Here is a 17,722-nt window from a genome sequence, read left to right on the forward strand (position 1 = left end):
GAGGAAAGCGACAATGGAAAAAATCTTAGAAGTTAAAGACCTTCAGCTTTCCTTCCACACTTTTGCAGGTGAAGTTAAAGCCATCCGTGGTGTAAACTTTGATTTGCAAAAAGGGGAAACGCTGGCAATTGTTGGTGAGTCTGGTTCAGGGAAATCTGTAACTACAAAAGCGATTATGCGTCTTTTACCAGAATCAAGTTCAGAATTCAAAAGTGGACAAATCTTGTTCAACGGCAAAGATTTAACGAAGCTTTCAGATAAAGAAATGCAAAAAATCCGTGGTAAAGATATTTCAATGATCTTCCAAGATCCAATGACTTCTCTTAACCCTACAATGACAATCGGCCGTCAAATTACGGAACCATTGTTAAAGCACCAAAAAGTAGGGAAAACAGAAGCAAAAAAAATTGCCATAGATTTATTACGTATGGTTGGTATGCCTAAACCGGAATTGCGTATTAAGCAATATCCTCACCAATTCTCAGGTGGTCAACGCCAACGTATTGTTATTGCAATTGCTCTTGCATGTAACCCTCAGATTTTGATTGCGGATGAGCCAACAACAGCTCTTGATGTTACGATTCAAGCTCAAATTCTTGAATTGATGAAAGACCTACAAAAGAAAATCGATACATCGATCATCTTCATTACACATGACTTGGGCGTTGTGGCAAACGTGGCGGATCGTGTAGCTGTCATGTATGGTGGGCGCATTGTCGAAACGGGTACAGTGGATGAAATCTTCTATAACCCACAACATCCTTATACTTGGGGATTATTAAGTTCAATGCCGTCTTTGGATTCAGCGGATGAGAAATTATATGCTATTCCAGGGACGCCTCCTGATTTGTTGGATCCTCCTAAAGGAGATGCATTTGCACTTCGTAGTGACTTTGCACTTGCAATCGATTTAGAACAAGCTCCACCCGTTTTCCAAGTTAGTGATACACACTACGCTGCAACTTGGTTATTACATCCGGATGCACCTCAAGTCGAACCGCCAGCTGCTATTGTGGAGCGCATGAAGAAATTCCCGGGAAGTCGATACTATGAAGGAGTTGCGCGCTGATGGCTGAAAAATTGCTCGAAATTAGAAACTTAAAACAATATTTCAATGAAGGCAAAGCTAATGAAGTGCGTGCAGTAGACGACATTAGCTTCGATATTTACAAAGGTGAAACTCTTGGACTGGTTGGAGAGTCAGGTTGTGGTAAATCTACAACTGGCCGTTCAATCATCCGCCTATATAATGCAACAGACGGCGAAGTTATTTTCGATGGAGTTAATGTTCATGGAAAGAAATCTAAGTCGGATTTGAAAATCTTTAACCGTAAAATGCAAATGATATTCCAAGATCCATACGCATCTTTAAACCCACGTATGAAAGTACTGGATATTATTGCTGAAGGTTTGGATATTCATGGCTTAACAAAAAATGCAAAAGAGCGCAAAGATCGTGTTCATGAGCTTCTTGAGACAGTTGGTCTTAATAAAGAACATGCTAACCGTTATCCACATGAATTCTCAGGTGGACAACGTCAACGTCTTGGTATTGCACGTGCGCTTGCAGTAGATCCTGAGTTCATTATTGCTGATGAACCAATTTCTGCTCTTGATGTTTCCATCCAAGCTCAAGTAGTTAACTTGTTAAAAGAATTGCAAGAAGAAAAAGGATTGACGTATTTATTTATCGCACATGATTTGTCGATGGTTAAATACATTTCAGACCGTATCGGAGTTATGTATTTCGGGAAATTAGTTGAATTGGCGCCTGCAGATGAGTTGTACAAGAATCCATTACACCCATACACTCAATCATTGTTATCGGCAATTCCACTTCCAGATCCTAATTATGAGCGCACACGTGTACGTAAATCATATGACCCAGCTTCTCATAATTACCAAGATGGCGAAGAAATCGCGATGCGTGAAGTTACACCAGGACACTTTGTATTCTGTTCAGAACGTGAATTCGAGTCGTTAAAATTAACTTCTGCTGCACGCGTTTAAAGTATCTGTACTATATAGTGAAAATGAAATGAGCCATTCCTCCAAAAGGAATGGCTTTTTTGATTCATATAAGACAAATGAACCTTTAAAAGCCTATGTATACTTGTTAAAATGGTAGAGAATAGAAAGGAAGTACAAATTATGACAATAAATAAATACGTAGCAACAAGTGCTTTAGTTGCAGCATTATTAATGCCTACTCCTACTGCAGTGCTTGCAGAAAACGAAATACATAATAAAGACTTTACGGAACGTACATATGGCTTTACGGAAGTCGAAGAAGAATTGATTGCCGCTTCCAAATTATTCAGATATGATTCAGGACTCAAGTTCACCTATCCAGATGCAATTCGAGGGGTGTATGTAACTGGACATTCAGCAGGTGGTGCTCGTTTTAACGAATTAATAAAATTAATGGATTCCACCGAATTGAATGCCATGGTTATTGATATTAAAGATGATTTTGGTGATCTTACTTTTGTGCCAGCTGATGATTCACCTTTGAAAGCATTGAATATTGGAAACCCGTATATGAAGGATCCAAAAGCTATGTTAAAGATTTTGGAAGAGAAACAAGTATATCCAATTGCCCGTGTAGTGGTTTTCAAAGATTCGAAGCTTGCTAACGCGAAGCCTGAACTGTCCTTTGTAGAAGGGACAGAAGTTTGGAAAAATGGACGTGGAGAGTCATTTGTGAACCCTTTCATGAAAGAAGTTTGGGATCATAATGTCGCAATCGCGATTGAAGCAGCCAAAATGGGCTTTCAAGAAATTCAGTTTGATTATGTGCGCTTCCCAGAAGGCTTTGAAACGCGTTCAGAGACACTTAAATATGGTCAAGGTGACTATGCAACTTCTAAGGACGACGCTATACAGAAACGAGTACAGGCGGTTACAGATTTTGTCGCATATGCACGTGAACAATTGAAACCTTATGATGTTAAAGTTTCCGTGGATATCTTCGGATATGCTGCTACATTACCTGAAGCTCCAGGAATTGGCCAGAATTTCGGAAAAATATCCGAAAATGTTGATGTTATTTCATCAATGATTTATCCAAGTCACTGGACTTCTTATTTCGGCATTGCCAAGCCAGATTTAGAACCATACAAACTTGTTCAGGAATATGCAAAAGCAGAAAATGCAACTTTGGGCAAACTTAAAACTCCACCAATCTCACGTCCATGGTTGCAAGATTTCACAGCATCTTATTTGGGAGCAGGTAATTACCAAAAATACGGTGCTGAGGAAGTAGAAGCACAAATACGCGCATTAAGTGAAGCAGGAATCAAAGAATATTTACTGTGGAATGCAGGCAATCGATATTCGCCAGGTGTTGATTACACACCTTAATACAAAAAAATTCTCTTTCGATTGAAAGGGGATTTTTTTTTTTTTTTGAAAAATGAAACCTTTTGGGTGTTTTAAACGTATTATTTAATATAGAACAAAAACATATTGTCATTTTCATTTTCTAAATGAGAATTGAAAATGGTGAGAAAATGGAGTGTTTAAAACAGTAAAGATGCGGGTATAGTTTATATGTGTAGCATAAGAAAATGAACCAATGCACGCAGTATCTACATATTATTAACAAAATGTGAACCCATTTTAAATTACTTGACTTTTTCTTCAGAATCTATATTAAAAAGGTCAAAAATGGTGTATAATAAATTTTAGTAACCTATATTAAAGTAATTCTAAATTAAAAGTTGTTACAATATACTCGAACTTGTTTACACATTTGAAAGGAAGTGTTCCTATGATGGTTACATTGTTTACTTCTCCTAGCTGTACATCATGTCGAAAAGCGAAAGCATGGTTAGAAGAGCATGACATTCCATATACTGAGCGTAACATCTTTTCGGAACCGCTAAGTATTAGCGAAATTAAAGAAATTCTTCGAATGACTGAAGATGGTACAGATGAGATCATTTCAACTCGTTCTAAAATATTCCAAAAATTAAATGTTGATGTGGAGAGCTTACCTTTACAACGTTTATATGAATTAATTCAAGAACATCCAGGGCTACTTCGCCGTCCGATTATTCTGGATGAAAAACGCTTGCAAGTAGGTTATAACGAAGATGAAATTCGTCGTTTTTTACCTCGTAAAGTTCGAGCTTATCAATTACTTGAAGCTCAACGAATGGTTAACTAAATTTTTATTGAAAATTGACTGATGAATTCTTCTTTTAATTTTAATTGAGAAGAAATCGTCAGTCATTTTGCATTTTTCAGCTTGCCATTCTTAGCGCGCTCTACTACAATGCTAATAAATTGTATTTTTCCAGAGTAGAAGCATATCCTTTTCATTTTCCTCTGGACCGTCATACAATAGAAACAGACACTGTATCGGTAAGCGGCTTGAAGTGTTGCTGAAAAAAGGGGAATCCCTTTAAAAGCGATCGAAGGGAGATGTGTAAAATGGATATCGAACGCATTAATGAAAACACAGTCAAATTCTACATTTCATACATCGACATTGAAAAAAGAGGCTTCAGCCGAGACGAAATTTGGTTTAATCGAGATAAAAGCGAAGAGCTCTTTTGGGAAATGATGGATGAAATTAATGATGAATCGGACTTTGAAGTCGAAGGTCCATTATGGATTCAAGTTCATGCTATGGATAAAGGACTTGAAGTGACAGTAACTCGGGCACAAATTAATCGTGATGGGAAGAAAGTAGACTCTCCATTTGAAATGGATGATAAGGGTCAATACTTTTCGAATATGTCTGATAGTTCGTCAGACCCGCAATCTTATGATGAATATGGTGGTCTTTTTACTGATTCAAATGAACCTCAAAGTGAATTCACTTTTTTAGTGAGTGACTTTGAAGATTTGATTCCATTAGCAAAGCGTATTGATTTGCCTTCGTATGTAACAACGTCTTTATTCGCTTATAAAGAACGTTACTACTTATACGTAAAAGCAGATGCCGAGTTAATGAATGACGAAGAAATCGAAAATATGGTCAGCATAATTTCTGAATATACGACCGGTTCAACCGTGACGGTTCACCGTATGCAAGAGTACGGTAAAGAAATAATGGCTGATGAAGTATTTGAACAAATAATAAAATATTTCAGTTAAACGCCTCCCTTAACGGGGAGGTTTTTTTTGTTCATTTCCTCGCGTTACGTAAGGTCATATGTGTATACATATATTATACTTTTCTAATTTGCTAATCTGTCTAAATATTCGTAAAATGAGGAAAAGGAGGAGTATATATACTTACAGCAAAAAAAGACAATGAAAAATTATTCACTTTGGAAAGACAAATGACGAGAGAACACCTGGAACATTTGCGATCTACAAGCCAATTTGCATGCCCCCAATGCGGAAACCCCCTACGCTTGAAAATTGGTAAAGTCGTTACTCCCCATTTCGCGCATATCGTTTTGACCGATTGCTTTACTTCTTTTTCTGAAAGAGAATCCCCCCCACATTTAATTGGGAAACAACAGCTGGCCGAGTTCTTTAAACGGATTGGCTACAAAGTAGAGGTTGAAGCGTTCCTTCCTAAGATTTCCCAACGCCCAGATTTATTAATACGAAAAAACAAGAAATTATTTGCCATCGAATTTCAATGTAGTGTCATTCCAACTGAGAATATTGAAAAAAGAAATATTGGTTATAGGCGAATAAAAATCCCTACTGTTTGGATACTCCGTTCACCACATAATTTTAATACAAGTGGAGTTACTTTAATCAAATTATCAAAGTTTGAGCAATCTTTTATTATGATGGATTCCTCATCCAATCCCACATTAATTACTTACAATCCATCCACTTGTCAATTTATTTATTTCAGCCAACTTGTTCATATCAGCGGTACATCGTTTATATCCAAGATTTGCACCTTACCAATTGAGGAACAAACTTTTGCTTTTGCACGTGTAAAGCCACTTACAGAGAACGAACAAAAGCAATATTGGAGAATTTATCAACATAAACGATTAAAATTTTTAACCAATCGAATCTTTTCAAGCAAATTCGGAGCAAAGGATAAGTTCTTAAATGATTGCTATATTCAACGTATTCTTCCTGAAAATTTGCCAAAGTATATTGGCTTTCCCATAGCTGAATCACAAGTATTTCATCATCATTCAACCGAATGGCAGTTGGCGTTAATTTGTTGGCTATCAAAACAGCAAGTAGATTTGGCTAGTGTTAGTGAAAGTATGATTGAATCTTTTCTGAGGGAGCAATGCAAAATACTAGATTTAAGACTTGCGATTGATGTTGTTCAGAAATACTGTCAACTGCTGCAACTTATTAATTACAATCTTACTGAATTAGTATTGCAACAATTAGTAAATGAATCATATTTATTCGAACATTTTCATAGGTTTATAGTTGCAAAACGTTAGGAAAATTGAGAAAATATAGAAGTTATTCGATTTTTCTATTAAATCGATTTAAGGGGGAACGGAAATGACAACAGAAACAAAAAACAAAATTTTATCACGCAGTGAAGTACCAACTGAATTAACATGGAAGCTTGAAGATATTTTTTCAAGTGATGAGGCATGGGAAAGTGAATACAAAGAAGTAAGTGAACTTGCTGGAAAGGCAGATTCATATAAAGGGACGTTCATTAATGGGGCAGAAGCTCTTTTCAATGCTTTTACCTATAAAGATGAAGTCTTGGAGCGAATCTATCGTTTATACACATACTCTCACATGAGATATGATCAAGACACTACAAATAGCCATTACCAAGCGATGGATAGCCGAATTAAAACATTGCTTGTAAAAGTATCAACAGGTTTATCATTTATGACTCCAGAACTTTTGGCTTTAGAAGAAGACAAAGTTAAAAACTATCTTGAGGAACATGAAGGCTTGCAATTGTACAAGCAAGTATTGAAAGAAATAAACGAAATGCGTCCACATGTTTTGCCAGCTGAACAGGAAGCTTTGCTTGCTCAACTTTCTGAAGTTGCAAATGCATCTTCGGAAACGTTTGGGATGTTGAACAATGCCGATTTAGAATTCCCAACAATTAAGGATGAAAACGGAGAAGACCTGGAATTGACTCATGGCCGCTACAGCCGTTTACTTGAAAGTGGAGACCGTCGTGTACGTGAAGATGCATTCCGTGCAATGTACGGGACATACGGGAAGTTTCGTAACACATTTGCCTCAACATTAGCAGGTAATGTTAAGCGTGATAACGTGAATGCCCGAATCCGTAATTATGATTCTGCCCGACATGCGGCAATGTCTGATAATCACATTCCTGAGCAAGTTTATGATAATTTGGTCAATACAGTAAATAAAAACTTACACTTATTGCAACGCTACGTCTCTTTACGTAAGAAAGTATTATGTGTGGATGAATTGCATATGTGGGATCTTTACACTCCACTAGTTAAAGAAGCGAAAATGGAGATTCCTTATGAAGAAGCAAAAGAAATCATGCTTAATAGCTTTGCACCTCTAGGTGAAGAGTATGTATCCATCGCTAAAAAGGGATTAGAAGACCGCTGGGTGGATGTAGTCGAGAACAAAGGAAAACGTTCAGGAGCATATTCTTCTGGGGCATATGGAACAAATCCATATGTGTTGATGAACTGGCAAGATAATGTGAATAATCTATTCACATTGTCACATGAATTCGGTCATAGTCTGCACAGTTATTATTCACGTGCAAATCAACCATTTGTTTACGGGGACTATTCGATTTTCGTTGCTGAAGTTGCATCTACATGCAATGAAGCATTGCTGAATGAATATATGTTAAAGACAATTGATGATGAGCAAAAACGCATTTATTTATTGAACTATTGGTTGGAAGGTTTCCGTGGAACTGTATTCCGTCAAACAATGTTCGCTGAATTTGAGCATTTAATTCACAAAATGAATCAAGATGGGGAAGCACTGACAGCTGATAGACTGACTGAAGTTTATTATGACTTGAATAAAAAATATTTTGGTGATGATTTGGTAGTGGATGAAGAAATCGGTCTTGAATGGGCTCGTATCCCTCACTTCTATTACAACTATTATGTTTATCAATATTCAACAGGTTACAGTGCTGCAGTAGCTTTGAGTAATCAAATTCTATCTGAAGGCCAACCAGCAGTTGATCGCTATATCAACCAATTCCTAAAAGCAGGTTGTTCAGATACACCGATTGAAGTGCTGAAGAAAGCTGGAGTAGATATGACATCTGCTGCACCGATTGAAGAAGCTTGTAAAGTGTTTGAAGAGAAGCTTGCAGAACTTGAAAGTCTATTATTAAAATAATAATTTCGACCTCCATTTTTCTTTAGTGGAGGTCTTTTAATTATATTAATATAATGTGAGAAAACCTGGAATTTCTGATGATTATCCTGGAAGCGCTTACCTTATGACGATTTTGTGAAAAAGATTGTGAAAGATTGATTTATTCGTTATGTCATGATATCGTTTAGATGTGAAATAAATCACATACAAACATACACCCCTTTGTTTGAACGTGAACATTTCTCCCATCCCCTTTGTGAAAAGAACCGTCTCTCCAGAAATGGAAAGGCGGTTCTTTATTTTTTAGAACAAACTATGATGAGGTTAATATTCCTCAAAACAGCTACGTTATTCGCGAGCTTTCGAATTCGAATTGATCGTTCGAGTGGGTTTCGACACTTCGCTTTTCTCGCTGGAGTCTGTGCTGTTTTGGCTCCTGCGGTTACTCGTCGCAATGATGCTCCTGCGGTTACTCGTCGCAGTTATGCTCCATTACTCGAAACAAGATAAGTGAGCTTTTATCATTTTTATGGAGTGAAACAATGGAATTAGGAGGAAATTGGATAGTTGCAACGAAATCTAGAAAGTTGCAACAATAAGGTAGAAAGTTGCAACAAAAACAGTAAAAGTTGCAACAATATCTGAAAAAGTTGCAACCAAAATCCAAAAAATCGATGTTTTACATAAAATCCACTCACAATGACTACTTATAATCGCACAAAAGCCCCTCACGCGAGAGTTTCTATCGCATGGGGGGCTATTAAAGTAAGAAAGTTATACTTTGTGCATATAGGATTTCAGTCTCCATTGATTCGTATCAGCCAAAGGAATGCGTTCCAACTGTTGCAGCAAAGTCCGTTTCTTTAACTCTCGCTCAGCAGCATAATTGGTCACACCATAAATAGATGCGATTTCTTTGGTAGATAGCGTATGGTAGCGTTGAAAAAGTTCATCAAGTGTGGGTGGTTCTTGTCGGCTGAGTTTAATATCCAACATTTCTGCAAGAATTTGCTCGTATACTTCGTAAGAATACACACCACATACTTTCAGGCCTTCGTCTTCAATATGTTCATTAAAAAATACCATACTAGGCGACTCATTGACCTCCATTTCACGAGTGATGTGAAGATCGCATTGAAAGGCACGAGTAGCTTCTTTTGACTGTAAATCAGACTTAAATTCTTCTACATCTAACTGTGCTTCTTCCGCAATAGCCAAAAGGTTTGAGAAGGAAGCCACGTTTTTAGTGTCCAGGAAAAACTGTTCCTGAAGCTTTTGTAGGTATCGTACTCCTGCTCGTTTTCCTTGAAGTTCTGCAGCTTTAATGGCTACAGAAGGAAGTGCAGGGTGAGTAAAATCATCAGCATCCAAAGAATCATCAGTACAGGTTGAATTCAATGTAGAGAGCTTCGTACTCAGAACGACACGTAACGTGAAATATTGTTCATATTCGACTTGTAATTTCCGTAAAATCGGCTGTAAATCAAAGCATGAAGAGCATAGTGGGTCAATAAATGCATAAAGCTCAATTGGCTTTGTTGAACTCGTAGAAACTATCGCTTCGGGCGGAATCTGCAAGTTATTCACACGATTTCCTCCTCTTGATCTGGCCGGTTCGTCATATGATGAGCCGTTAGTACAAGGCGATGATAAAAGTCGTCGCGGATTTTTCCTTCTAACTCCACTTCATCCATTGCTTCATGCATACATTCAAGCCAGGCTTGTGCTCTAGTGGGTGTAATAGGGAAAGGCATATGTCTAGCACGTAACATTGGGTGTCCGTGTTCTTGTGAATAAATGTTAGGTCCGCCTAAATATTGAGTCAGAAATTGTTTTTGTTTACGAGCGGTTTCCGTCAAATCATCTGGAAATATAGGCTTAAGCTTTGGGTGTGCCGCGACTCTCTCGTAAAATGCATCAACAAGTTGCGACAATTTATCCGGACCAATTTCCTCATAAGGAATAATAGGTTTTCGGGTCATTATATAAACTCCTTTGCTTTCGCTGTATTCCCATTCTATCAACCTCACGGATATTTCTCAAACAAATCGATTTTGGTAATTCTTCCATCTGATCTCAGATTCGTGATTGCACCTAGAATTGGTTAATGTACAAATTGTACTACTTCTCTTAAATTTTATTTTTGTTGAGCAGCTTTCATGAACCGTGCAATTTTTTTTGGTGTTTTACGGACAGGAATTCCATATGTTAGAAGCATTTCATTAAAACTTTGTTGGCCAGTTTCGTAATCCGTAACCTCAAATTCAACTTCGTAATCTGTCTCTCCCAAATAATCAGAACGATCCAGGACGAGCAAGCCTTTTTGATACGGTATCTCCACGCGACATGTGCGAAGGGATCCGAATGAGAACAAAACTTCCGGTAATGAAAGGAATTCGTAATAGTCTCGTGGCTTGATAAAGCCGTTCTGTAAAATTTCATCTCGTTCGTATTCATTGATCAGTCGGGTAGTTTCAATCATGGTATGTTGATTTTCTCCTGGAGCCTTTAAGGTCAATTCATTGCGTTGTTCAAGTACTCGTAATCTAAATCCCATGAAAGCATCACGTAACTGATAATCCTTTGTGTCAAAGTATGTGTTGGTCTGTATATGGAAGTCTTCCTCAGATACGCCAAATTCACTGCATAAAGTATGAAACTCTTCTTTTTCCAACAAGTTTTTAAATTCTATTTCTTTTTGAATGGACATTGGGATACACCACCTTCTTACTTATTATCCTGAAAAAATTGCAAACTGCAACATATGGGAAGCTATGATAAAATATGAGGTAAGTAAAGATTGAAAGGAAGAGCTTATTTTGCGTAAAACTTATACTGTCGACAGCGGTGTGCAAAATGAAAACGACATCCGTTTTTTATTACAAGAAGTGCCAACCAATCATGAAGTAACAGCTGCGGGACAATTAATAACTGATACAGATGAAAATGCATTCGTCTACTTGATTAATGATGGCGAAGGGTATACATATGTGCAATTTCCAAAAACAGTATGGCCATTAATGGCTGTTTCACTTGGAGCAGAGCTTGAGCCTGTGTTGGCTTGGGGGCAGACGGAGATTGTGCTTGAGAATTTCAGGGAAGAATTAACCATGCTTATTTTTAATATCGAAGGTAATCACAACTATGGTGAAGAATTTGCAAATGCGGTTGAAGAAGCATTTAAAGAACAGCTTGCAGCAAATTAAAAATTAGTAAACACACGTTGATAGCAATGGCAAGGGGGACTGGTCATGGGACAATGGGAGCGTTTTTTAGAACCGTATAAACAAGCGGTAGATGAATTGAAGATAAAATTAAAGGGTATGCGGACACAGTATGAAATTGAAAATACAAACTCGCCAATTGAATTTGTTACTGGTCGTGTAAAACCACTGGCAAGTATTTATGATAAAACACTAGAAAAAGGAATCGCTTTCGAACCTTCTTCAATACTGGTTCATGAACTGCAGGATATTGCAGGATTACGCATTATGTGTCAATTCGTAGATGATATAGAAACGGTGGTTGAGTTACTGCGTGATCGCCACGATATAAAAGTAATTGAAGAACGTGACTATATTTCTCACGAAAAACCGAGTGGATACCGTTCGTATCACATGATTGTCGAATATCCCGTTCAGACCATCCATGGGAAAATTCAGATCCTAGTGGAAATTCAAATTCGTACGTTGGCAATGAATTTCTGGGCATCCATTGAGCATTCATTAAACTATAAATATAAAGGATTATTTCCTGAAGAAATAAAAAATCGTTTGCAAAGTGCGGCTGAAGCAGCATTTCGATTAGATGAAGAAATGTCGTTGATTCGTGATGAAATTCAAGAGGCACAAAAATACTTTAGTGAATATAAAGAGAGTGGAAATGCAAATTTCCCAGCGAACTCTGCAGAAAGTAGGTCGAAACGTTCATGAAATTTGCCATTCAATCAAGGAATGATGCACACTCAAACGAACTGATGGACAGTGCAAAAACCTACTTGTCGGATTTTGGACTGGTGTGGGATGACGAATCACCAGATATCGTGATATCTATTGGTGGCGATGGTACTTTATTGCATGCTTTCCATCGCTATCGGGAACAGTTGTCCACAGTAGCATTTGTAGGGATTCATACCGGCCACTTAGGGTTTTATGCAGATTGGAAACCAGCCGAAATTGAAAAATTGGTCATTTCAATTGCAAAAAAAGAATTTGAAGTAATCCAGTATCCTTTGCTAGAAGCGACAATCAATTATCGCAATACTGATGAACAAAGCGTTTATTTGGCTTTAAACGAAAGTACCATTAAATCTCCTGACGTGACATTGGTGATGGACGTCGAATTAAATGACAGTCATTTTGAACGATTCCGTGGCGATGGTCTTTGTATGTCTACACCTTCAGGAAGTACAGCCTATAACAAAGCTCTTGGTGGAGCAATTATCCACCCATCCTTAGAAGCAATGCAACTGACAGAAATGGCATCCATAAACAATCGGGTCTTCCGTACTGTCGGCGCACCTTTAGTATTGCCGTCACATCATACATGTGTGTTAAAGCCAGTTAAAGCAGTTGATTTTATGGTGACAATCGATCATTTGCAACTGCTTCATAAAGACGTAAAATCCATTCAATATCGTGTCGCAAAAGAAAAAGTGCGTTTTGCACGTTTCAGACCTTTCCCATTCTGGAAACGCGTTCACGATTCATTTATCGACAGCGATGTATAAACAATTTCATTTAGTATTTAACGCAACAGAGCCGATTTTACTTCGTGAAGCCCTGGGTAAATGGGGAATATCTAAACGTAGCTTAACGTCGATAAAATTCGACGGAGGATGCTTACTTGTAAATGGACAAGAAAAAACGGTCAGACATCCTCTCTCAGTGGGAGATGTTGTGACCGTTCTTTTTCCTTATGAAGAAGTTAGTGAAGGGCTGATACGCCAAAAAGGACCGCTGGACATCGTTTATGAAGATGATGTTCTATTGATTGTTAATAAACCACCAGGTCAAAGCACAATTCCTTCAAGGGAACATCCATCCAATACCTTAGCAAATTATATTGCCCATTATTACGAAGAAATGTCGATTCCTTCGACGGTTCATATTTTAACTCGTCTCGACAAAGATACATCCGGCTTAGTTTGTTTAGTGAAAAATCGACACATTCATCACATCATGAATCATGGTCATGTGATGAATAAAACATATGAGGCAATTGTTCACGGAAAAATCGAGAAACCGTTTCAAGAAATCATCGAACCGATTGGACGTAAAGGAGACAGCATAATCGAAAGAGAAGTAAGGGAAGACGGACTTTTTGCTCATACTGACATCAGCATAATTCGACAAGATTTTCATTTTTCTCATGTAAGATGTTTGTTGCACACAGGAAGAACGCACCAAATCCGTGTCCATTTGGCTCATATCGGGCATCCCATTATGGGTGATGATCTATACGGTGGGAAACTAGATTTAATCAAGCGACAGGCACTGCATTGTGCATCTGTTGAAATCAAACACCCATTAACAGGGGAAATGTTGACCATTACAAGCCCTTTGCCCGCAGATATGAAAAAGCTACTTAGTTAGTGTTCGTATACATGGAATTTTTCTTCTACAAAAGGTTGTAGTGATGGTACGGAAACGACTTCCATTTCGGGGTATCTTAATGCAGATAATTTCCCTCCAAAAACACATCCAGTGTCAATATTGACTGTTCGATTTTTGAAGCGAGCTTCAAATGTTGGTGTGTGACCATATACGATAAATGCCGAACCTTTATAATGCTTAGCCCAGTCTCGCCGTTCAGGACGCCCATCAGCGAGTGTTTTACCTGTGATATCTCCGTATAATGTAAAGTCAATAATACGTTTGTGTATCGGTTTACCAATCATTTCTTCCCGAATACCAGCGTGAGCGATCAGCAGCTGATCATTGTCCAGCTGCTGATAAATTGGTAGAGCTTCGTAAAAAGCAATATAATGCTTTCTGAAAAATTCTTGCTTGTCCTTAGGTAACTGCTTAAATTCTTCAACAGTTGTCTCAAGACCATGAGTTATTTGTACTTTATTTCCTTTAAAATATCGATATAGTTTGTTGCAATGATTTCCCGGGCAATAAATTAACTGTTTTTTATCGTGCAATGAAAACAATAATTCCAGAACTGCTAATGACTTTGGTCCTCGATCTGTAGCATCCCCGACAAAAGCGAGCTTGCGTCCGAGTGGATGAACGAATTGTCCATTCTGTTTCTGATAGCCAAGTTTTGCAATTAAGTCATTTAGTTCATCATAACAACCATGTATATCACCAATAATGTCGTACGACAATTCATTCACCTCTATAAAAATATAGTTTGCTATACACTCAGTGTAACCCATACAATGGGGAAAGTAGAAAAGTAAAACATAAGAAAGGAGGGGGCATACATGACAGAAGAGCGTAAAAATAACGAAGAACATCAACTTGATGCCGAACAATTACTGGCATTTCTGACGGACCATCAAGTGGATGAATTCAGAGAAGAATTTTTAGCGCTTCATCCGTATGATCAGGCACAATTTTTTGAAAAGGTAGGACCTGACAGCAGGCAAATTATCTATCAGTATCTCTCTCCAAAAGAAATGGCTGAAATATTCCAGTCAATTGAACTCGACGACGATGAGTACGAACCTTTTCTGAAAGAAATGGACAATACGTATGCAGCGGATATGTTATCCGAAATGTATGCCGATAATGCTGTAGACGTTTTAAATGAACTGGGCAAAGATCAAGTGGCTAGCTATTTGACGATCATGGATGACGAGTCGGCACAGGAAATTAAAGATTTACTTCATTATGAAGAGTACACTGCCGGATCAATTATGACGACTGAATATGTAGCAATACCCGAAAATTCGACTTGTCGCTCTGCGATGACGATTTTGCGAAATGCTGCACCGGAAGCAGAAACGATTTATTACCTTTTCGTCGTGAATGATAATCACCAGCTCACAGGAGTTGTTTCTTTACGTGATTTAATTATTGCCGAAGAAGACACGCTTATACGTTCCATTCGAAATGAACGTGTTGTCAGTGTATCAGTAAGCGAAGACCAGGAAGAAGTCGCTAGAATGATTAAAGACTATGACTTCCTAGCAGTTCCGGTAGTGGATTTTCAAAATCATTTACTGGGAATTATCACAGTTGATGATATTTTAGATGTTCTTGAAGAAGAAGCAAATGATGATTACTCTAAATTGGCTGCCGTATCAGAAATGGATACCTTTGATAAAGGGCCATTAACAGCAGCTAAAAAAAGATTGCCTTGGCTCATTATTTTATTATTTTTAGGAATGCTAACTGCCAACTTGATGGGGATTTTTGAAGAAACGCTTGATCAAGTTGCGATTTTAGCCGTATTTATCCCGTTAATTGCCGGAATGGCAGGGAACAGTGGAACACAAGCACTTGCAGTAGCTGTTCGAGGGATTGCGACAGGTGATATTGCCGAACAAAGTAAAATGAAATTGCTGATGCGTGAAGCCGGCACGGGTCTTATTACGGGAGTTGTATGTGCCGCTATTGGCGTAGGCATTGTGTTTTTCAGTCAACATGATTTATTACTTGGATTATTAGTTGGAGCTGCCATTTTTGGCTCCATCTTTGTGGCGACCTTGTCTGGATCGTTTATTCCGTTGCTTATTCACCGAATGAATATCGACCCCGCAGTTGCGTCAGGACCTTTTATTACGACACTCAACGACATTATTAGTATCTTAATCTATCTAGGATTGGCGAGTATGTTCCTTACACAACTATAAATTGATAATAAGCCAGGACCTCATGTTGAAGTGAGGTCCTGGTTTTTTATTATGAGTAAAATCGAAACGTGAATAGAATGGTGGTGGACGCGAATTGAAATCACCGGAGCGCGAAAAGTACCCCGCAAACCTCGAATAAAAAAACCCATATATCGACTCCGTAAATTGCTAGTTTCATAATCTTTTTTTGCACTTTCTTTTTTTGTGATGTATTATTAGTACCAGGTATTAATAAATGAGAATAATAGGGGGATTTTTTATGTCTTTGTCATTACAAGGAAAAACATTTGTCATCATGGGTGTAGCAAATAAACGCAGTATCGCTTGGGGAATCGCACAGTCTTTGGATAAAGCGGGAGCGAATATTATTTTCACGTATGCGGGTGAACGATTCGAGAAACCGGTTCGTGATTTAGTGGCAACATTGGAAGGGAAACATGAGCTTGTTCTTCCTTGTGACGTAACGAATGACGAAGATGTGGAAAAATGCTTTGCAACGATCGGAGAAACAGTAGGCAAAGTTGACGGTTTAGCTCACTGTATCGCTTTTGCAAAAACAGAAGAGTTGGCGGGCAATTTCTCAGATACTTCTCGTGAAGGATTTTTACTTGCACATAATATAAGTGCTTTCTCATTAACAGTTGTAGCGAAAGCTGTGAAGCCATTAATGACAGAAGGCGGAAGTATTGTCACTCTAACTTATTTAGGCGGAGAAAAAGTTGTACCAAATTACAACATCATGGGTGTTGCCAAAGCATCCTTGGATATGTCTGTTCGTTACTTAGCTGCGGATCTTGGAAGATACAACATCCGTGTCAATGCCATCTCAGCTGGCCCAATCCGTACATTGTCTGCTAAAGGCGTAAGTGATTTTAACAGTGTGTTGAAAGAAATCGAAGAGCGTGCACCTCTTCGCCGCAATACGACGCCAGAAGAAGTCGGAGATACGGCACTATTTTTATTTAGTCAGCTATCCCGTGGTATCACTGGGGAAACCATCCACTGTGACAGTGGTTTTCACATTTTGTAAACCGGCTGCATAAGCTATTTCAAAAAGGGTGTGTATATTTCATTGGAAAATGATCCGCTCCTTTTTGTCCAAGGTCCGCCAGTCTATCGGTATGTTCGAAAGGTGTCTCGTTGGCAAGAAGAAAGTACTTCAATCTTCCCAGAGCCAGAAGTGAAAGCTGTCGAAACCAAAGTCGAAGTTGATCCGTTAATGTGGCAAAGGCTGCGCTTTCTGACGACAGATTTTGCAAAGTATGTGTATAAACCTCTTTGTTTTCAACTACATGATGGTGAAAAAATTTGCGGAGTCGTTGACCTACTGCATCCAGAAAGTGTCCTCATTAAATCAGCTGGAGAAGTGGTTACGGCACTTGAGATTAACGAAATTAAAGAGATTTGGTGGGGAGGAAAAATACTCCCAGTGCGACTCTGAATAGTCACTAATGAAAACATCCATGTTAACATAATGGATGTTTTTTTTTGACTCAAAAACGTGAAATCATACTTCCACTTACTGCAAATTGATGGTGAGAAAGAGAAAATGATATTTAGTTGCAACTTTTTCAGTTATTGTTGCAACTTGTCCGGTTTTTGTTGCAACTTATCCAGTTATTGTTGCAACTCTCGTGATTTCGTTACAACTATCCAATTTCCTCCTAA

General features: G+C 38.2%; 18 protein-coding genes. 14 read left to right on the plus strand and 4 right to left on the minus strand.

The window, feature by feature from the left end; all coding sequences use genetic code 11:
• Positions 1 to 13 precede the first annotated feature (13 nt).
• The 7 genes from ACQKEV_RS05200 to pepF all read left to right on the plus strand — a co-directional run bounded on the left by ACQKEV_RS05200 (position 14) and on the right by pepF (position 8,268).
• Positions 14 to 1,069, plus strand: coding sequence for an ABC transporter ATP-binding protein (locus ACQKEV_RS05200; protein WP_427444004.1), 1,056 nt, complete (start codon positions 14 to 16; stop codon positions 1,067 to 1,069).
• The gene (locus tag ACQKEV_RS05205) at positions 1,069 to 2,010 is read left to right on the plus strand and encodes an ABC transporter ATP-binding protein (protein WP_269925666.1); all 942 of its coding nucleotides are present in this window, start codon (positions 1,069 to 1,071) and stop codon (positions 2,008 to 2,010) included. The genes ACQKEV_RS05200 and ACQKEV_RS05205 overlap by 1 nt, the downstream gene beginning before the upstream one ends.
• Positions 2,011 to 2,151: 141 nt before the next feature.
• Positions 2,152 to 3,363 carry a putative glycoside hydrolase gene (locus ACQKEV_RS05210; protein ID WP_427444006.1) on the plus strand — a complete coding sequence of 404 codons (1,212 nt, stop codon included), beginning with the start codon at positions 2,152 to 2,154 and terminating at the stop codon, positions 3,361 to 3,363.
• A gap of 412 nt (positions 3,364 to 3,775) precedes the next feature.
• Positions 3,776 to 4,171, plus strand: a complete 396-nt coding sequence (spxA, locus tag ACQKEV_RS05215; protein WP_162920212.1) for a transcriptional regulator SpxA — start codon at positions 3,776 to 3,778, stop codon at positions 4,169 to 4,171.
• 266 nt (positions 4,172 to 4,437) lie between these two features.
• Entirely contained in the window at positions 4,438 to 5,106 is a 669-nt protein-coding gene (gene mecA / locus ACQKEV_RS05220; protein WP_427444008.1) for an adaptor protein MecA, read from the plus strand.
• A 137-nt stretch (positions 5,107 to 5,243) separates the two neighbouring features.
• On the plus strand, positions 5,244 to 6,386 hold the full coding sequence (locus ACQKEV_RS05225) for a competence protein CoiA (protein ID WP_427444834.1): 1,143 nt from the start codon (positions 5,244 to 5,246) through the stop codon (positions 6,384 to 6,386).
• A gap of 64 nt (positions 6,387 to 6,450) precedes the next feature.
• The gene (gene pepF / locus ACQKEV_RS05230; RefSeq protein WP_427444010.1) at positions 6,451 to 8,268 is read left to right on the plus strand and encodes an oligoendopeptidase F; all 1,818 of its coding nucleotides are present in this window, start codon (positions 6,451 to 6,453) and stop codon (positions 8,266 to 8,268) included.
• Positions 8,269 to 9,021: 753 nt separating this feature from the next.
• Here pepF and ACQKEV_RS05235 read toward each other — a convergent pair.
• The 3 genes from ACQKEV_RS05235 to ACQKEV_RS05245 all read right to left on the minus strand — a co-directional run bounded on the left by ACQKEV_RS05235 (position 9,022) and on the right by ACQKEV_RS05245 (position 10,957).
• On the minus strand, positions 9,022 to 9,834 hold the full coding sequence (locus ACQKEV_RS05235) for a ClpXP adapter SpxH family protein (protein ID WP_427444012.1): 813 nt from the start codon (positions 9,832 to 9,834) through the stop codon (positions 9,022 to 9,024).
• Positions 9,831 to 10,229: a globin gene (locus ACQKEV_RS05240; protein WP_427444014.1), complete on the minus strand. Its 399-nt coding sequence runs from the start codon at positions 10,227 to 10,229 to the stop codon at positions 9,831 to 9,833. The genes ACQKEV_RS05235 and ACQKEV_RS05240 overlap by 4 nt, the downstream gene beginning before the upstream one ends.
• Positions 10,230 to 10,384: 155 nt before the next feature.
• Positions 10,385 to 10,957 carry a CYTH domain-containing protein gene (locus ACQKEV_RS05245; RefSeq protein ID WP_427444016.1) on the minus strand — a complete coding sequence of 191 codons (573 nt, stop codon included), beginning with the start codon at positions 10,955 to 10,957 and terminating at the stop codon, positions 10,385 to 10,387.
• A 109-nt stretch (positions 10,958 to 11,066) separates the two neighbouring features.
• Here ACQKEV_RS05245 and ACQKEV_RS05250 point away from each other — a divergent pair, with 109 nt between their 5' ends.
• The 4 genes from ACQKEV_RS05250 to ACQKEV_RS05265 are packed head-to-tail and all read left to right on the plus strand — an operon-like array spanning position 11,067 to position 13,841.
• Complete coding sequence (locus ACQKEV_RS05250; RefSeq protein ID WP_427444018.1) at positions 11,067 to 11,453, plus strand: hypothetical protein; 387 nt, start codon at positions 11,067 to 11,069, stop codon at positions 11,451 to 11,453.
• Positions 11,454 to 11,498: 45 nt separating this feature from the next.
• On the plus strand, positions 11,499 to 12,179 hold the full coding sequence (locus ACQKEV_RS05255) for a GTP pyrophosphokinase (RefSeq protein WP_269925657.1): 681 nt from the start codon (positions 11,499 to 11,501) through the stop codon (positions 12,177 to 12,179).
• Positions 12,176 to 12,976 carry an NAD kinase gene (locus ACQKEV_RS05260; RefSeq protein ID WP_427444020.1) on the plus strand — a complete coding sequence of 267 codons (801 nt, stop codon included), beginning with the start codon at positions 12,176 to 12,178 and terminating at the stop codon, positions 12,974 to 12,976. The genes ACQKEV_RS05255 and ACQKEV_RS05260 overlap by 4 nt, the downstream gene beginning before the upstream one ends.
• The gene (locus ACQKEV_RS05265) at positions 12,969 to 13,841 is read left to right on the plus strand and encodes an RluA family pseudouridine synthase (protein ID WP_427444022.1); all 873 of its coding nucleotides are present in this window, start codon (positions 12,969 to 12,971) and stop codon (positions 13,839 to 13,841) included. The genes ACQKEV_RS05260 and ACQKEV_RS05265 overlap by 8 nt, the downstream gene beginning before the upstream one ends.
• Here the strand turns inward: ACQKEV_RS05265 and prpE are convergent.
• Positions 13,838 to 14,581, minus strand: coding sequence for a bis(5'-nucleosyl)-tetraphosphatase PrpE (gene prpE, locus ACQKEV_RS05270; protein ID WP_427444836.1), 744 nt, complete (start codon positions 14,579 to 14,581; stop codon positions 13,838 to 13,840). The genes ACQKEV_RS05265 and prpE overlap by 4 nt on opposite strands.
• 99 nt (positions 14,582 to 14,680) lie before the next feature.
• Between prpE and mgtE the strand changes: the two genes are divergently transcribed.
• From mgtE to ACQKEV_RS05285, 3 genes are all read left to right on the plus strand, one after another.
• Positions 14,681 to 16,054 carry a magnesium transporter gene (gene mgtE / locus ACQKEV_RS05275; RefSeq protein WP_427444024.1) on the plus strand — a complete coding sequence of 458 codons (1,374 nt, stop codon included), beginning with the start codon at positions 14,681 to 14,683 and terminating at the stop codon, positions 16,052 to 16,054.
• Between the two features lie 259 nt (positions 16,055 to 16,313).
• Positions 16,314 to 17,084: an enoyl-ACP reductase FabI gene (gene fabI / locus ACQKEV_RS05280; RefSeq protein ID WP_424472927.1), complete on the plus strand. Its 771-nt coding sequence runs from the start codon at positions 16,314 to 16,316 to the stop codon at positions 17,082 to 17,084.
• A 42-nt stretch (positions 17,085 to 17,126) separates the two neighbouring features.
• Positions 17,127 to 17,495: a hypothetical protein gene (locus tag ACQKEV_RS05285; RefSeq protein ID WP_427457749.1), complete on the plus strand. Its 369-nt coding sequence runs from the start codon at positions 17,127 to 17,129 to the stop codon at positions 17,493 to 17,495.
• Positions 17,496 to 17,722 lie beyond the last annotated feature (227 nt).

It is taken from the genome of Paenisporosarcina sp. NPDC076907 (assembly GCF_050269735.1).
Lineage (GTDB): Bacteria > Bacillota > Bacilli > Bacillales_A > Planococcaceae > Paenisporosarcina.

Coding starts and splice junctions, on each gene's coding strand:
- ACQKEV_RS05265 (WP_427444022.1), top strand. CDS start 12,969: ATGTATAAACAATTTCATTTAGTATTTAACGCAACAGAGCCGATTTTA.
- ACQKEV_RS05245 (WP_427444016.1), bottom strand. CDS start 10,957: ATGTCCATTCAAAAAGAAATAGAATTTAAAAACTTGTTGGAAAAAGAA.
- spxA (WP_162920212.1), top strand. CDS start 3,776: ATGGTTACATTGTTTACTTCTCCTAGCTGTACATCATGTCGAAAAGCG.
- ACQKEV_RS05205 (WP_269925666.1), top strand. CDS start 1,069: ATGGCTGAAAAATTGCTCGAAATTAGAAACTTAAAACAATATTTCAAT.
- mecA (WP_427444008.1), top strand. CDS start 4,438: ATGGATATCGAACGCATTAATGAAAACACAGTCAAATTCTACATTTCA.
- ACQKEV_RS05255 (WP_269925657.1), top strand. CDS start 11,499: ATGGGACAATGGGAGCGTTTTTTAGAACCGTATAAACAAGCGGTAGAT.
- pepF (WP_427444010.1), top strand. CDS start 6,451: ATGACAACAGAAACAAAAAACAAAATTTTATCACGCAGTGAAGTACCA.
- ACQKEV_RS05210 (WP_427444006.1), top strand. CDS start 2,152: ATGACAATAAATAAATACGTAGCAACAAGTGCTTTAGTTGCAGCATTA.
- mgtE (WP_427444024.1), top strand. CDS start 14,681: ATGACAGAAGAGCGTAAAAATAACGAAGAACATCAACTTGATGCCGAA.
- fabI (WP_424472927.1), top strand. CDS start 16,314: ATGTCTTTGTCATTACAAGGAAAAACATTTGTCATCATGGGTGTAGCA.
- ACQKEV_RS05260 (WP_427444020.1), top strand. CDS start 12,176: ATGAAATTTGCCATTCAATCAAGGAATGATGCACACTCAAACGAACTG.
- ACQKEV_RS05240 (WP_427444014.1), bottom strand. CDS start 10,229: ATGACCCGAAAACCTATTATTCCTTATGAGGAAATTGGTCCGGATAAA.
- ACQKEV_RS05200 (WP_427444004.1), top strand. CDS start 14: ATGGAAAAAATCTTAGAAGTTAAAGACCTTCAGCTTTCCTTCCACACT.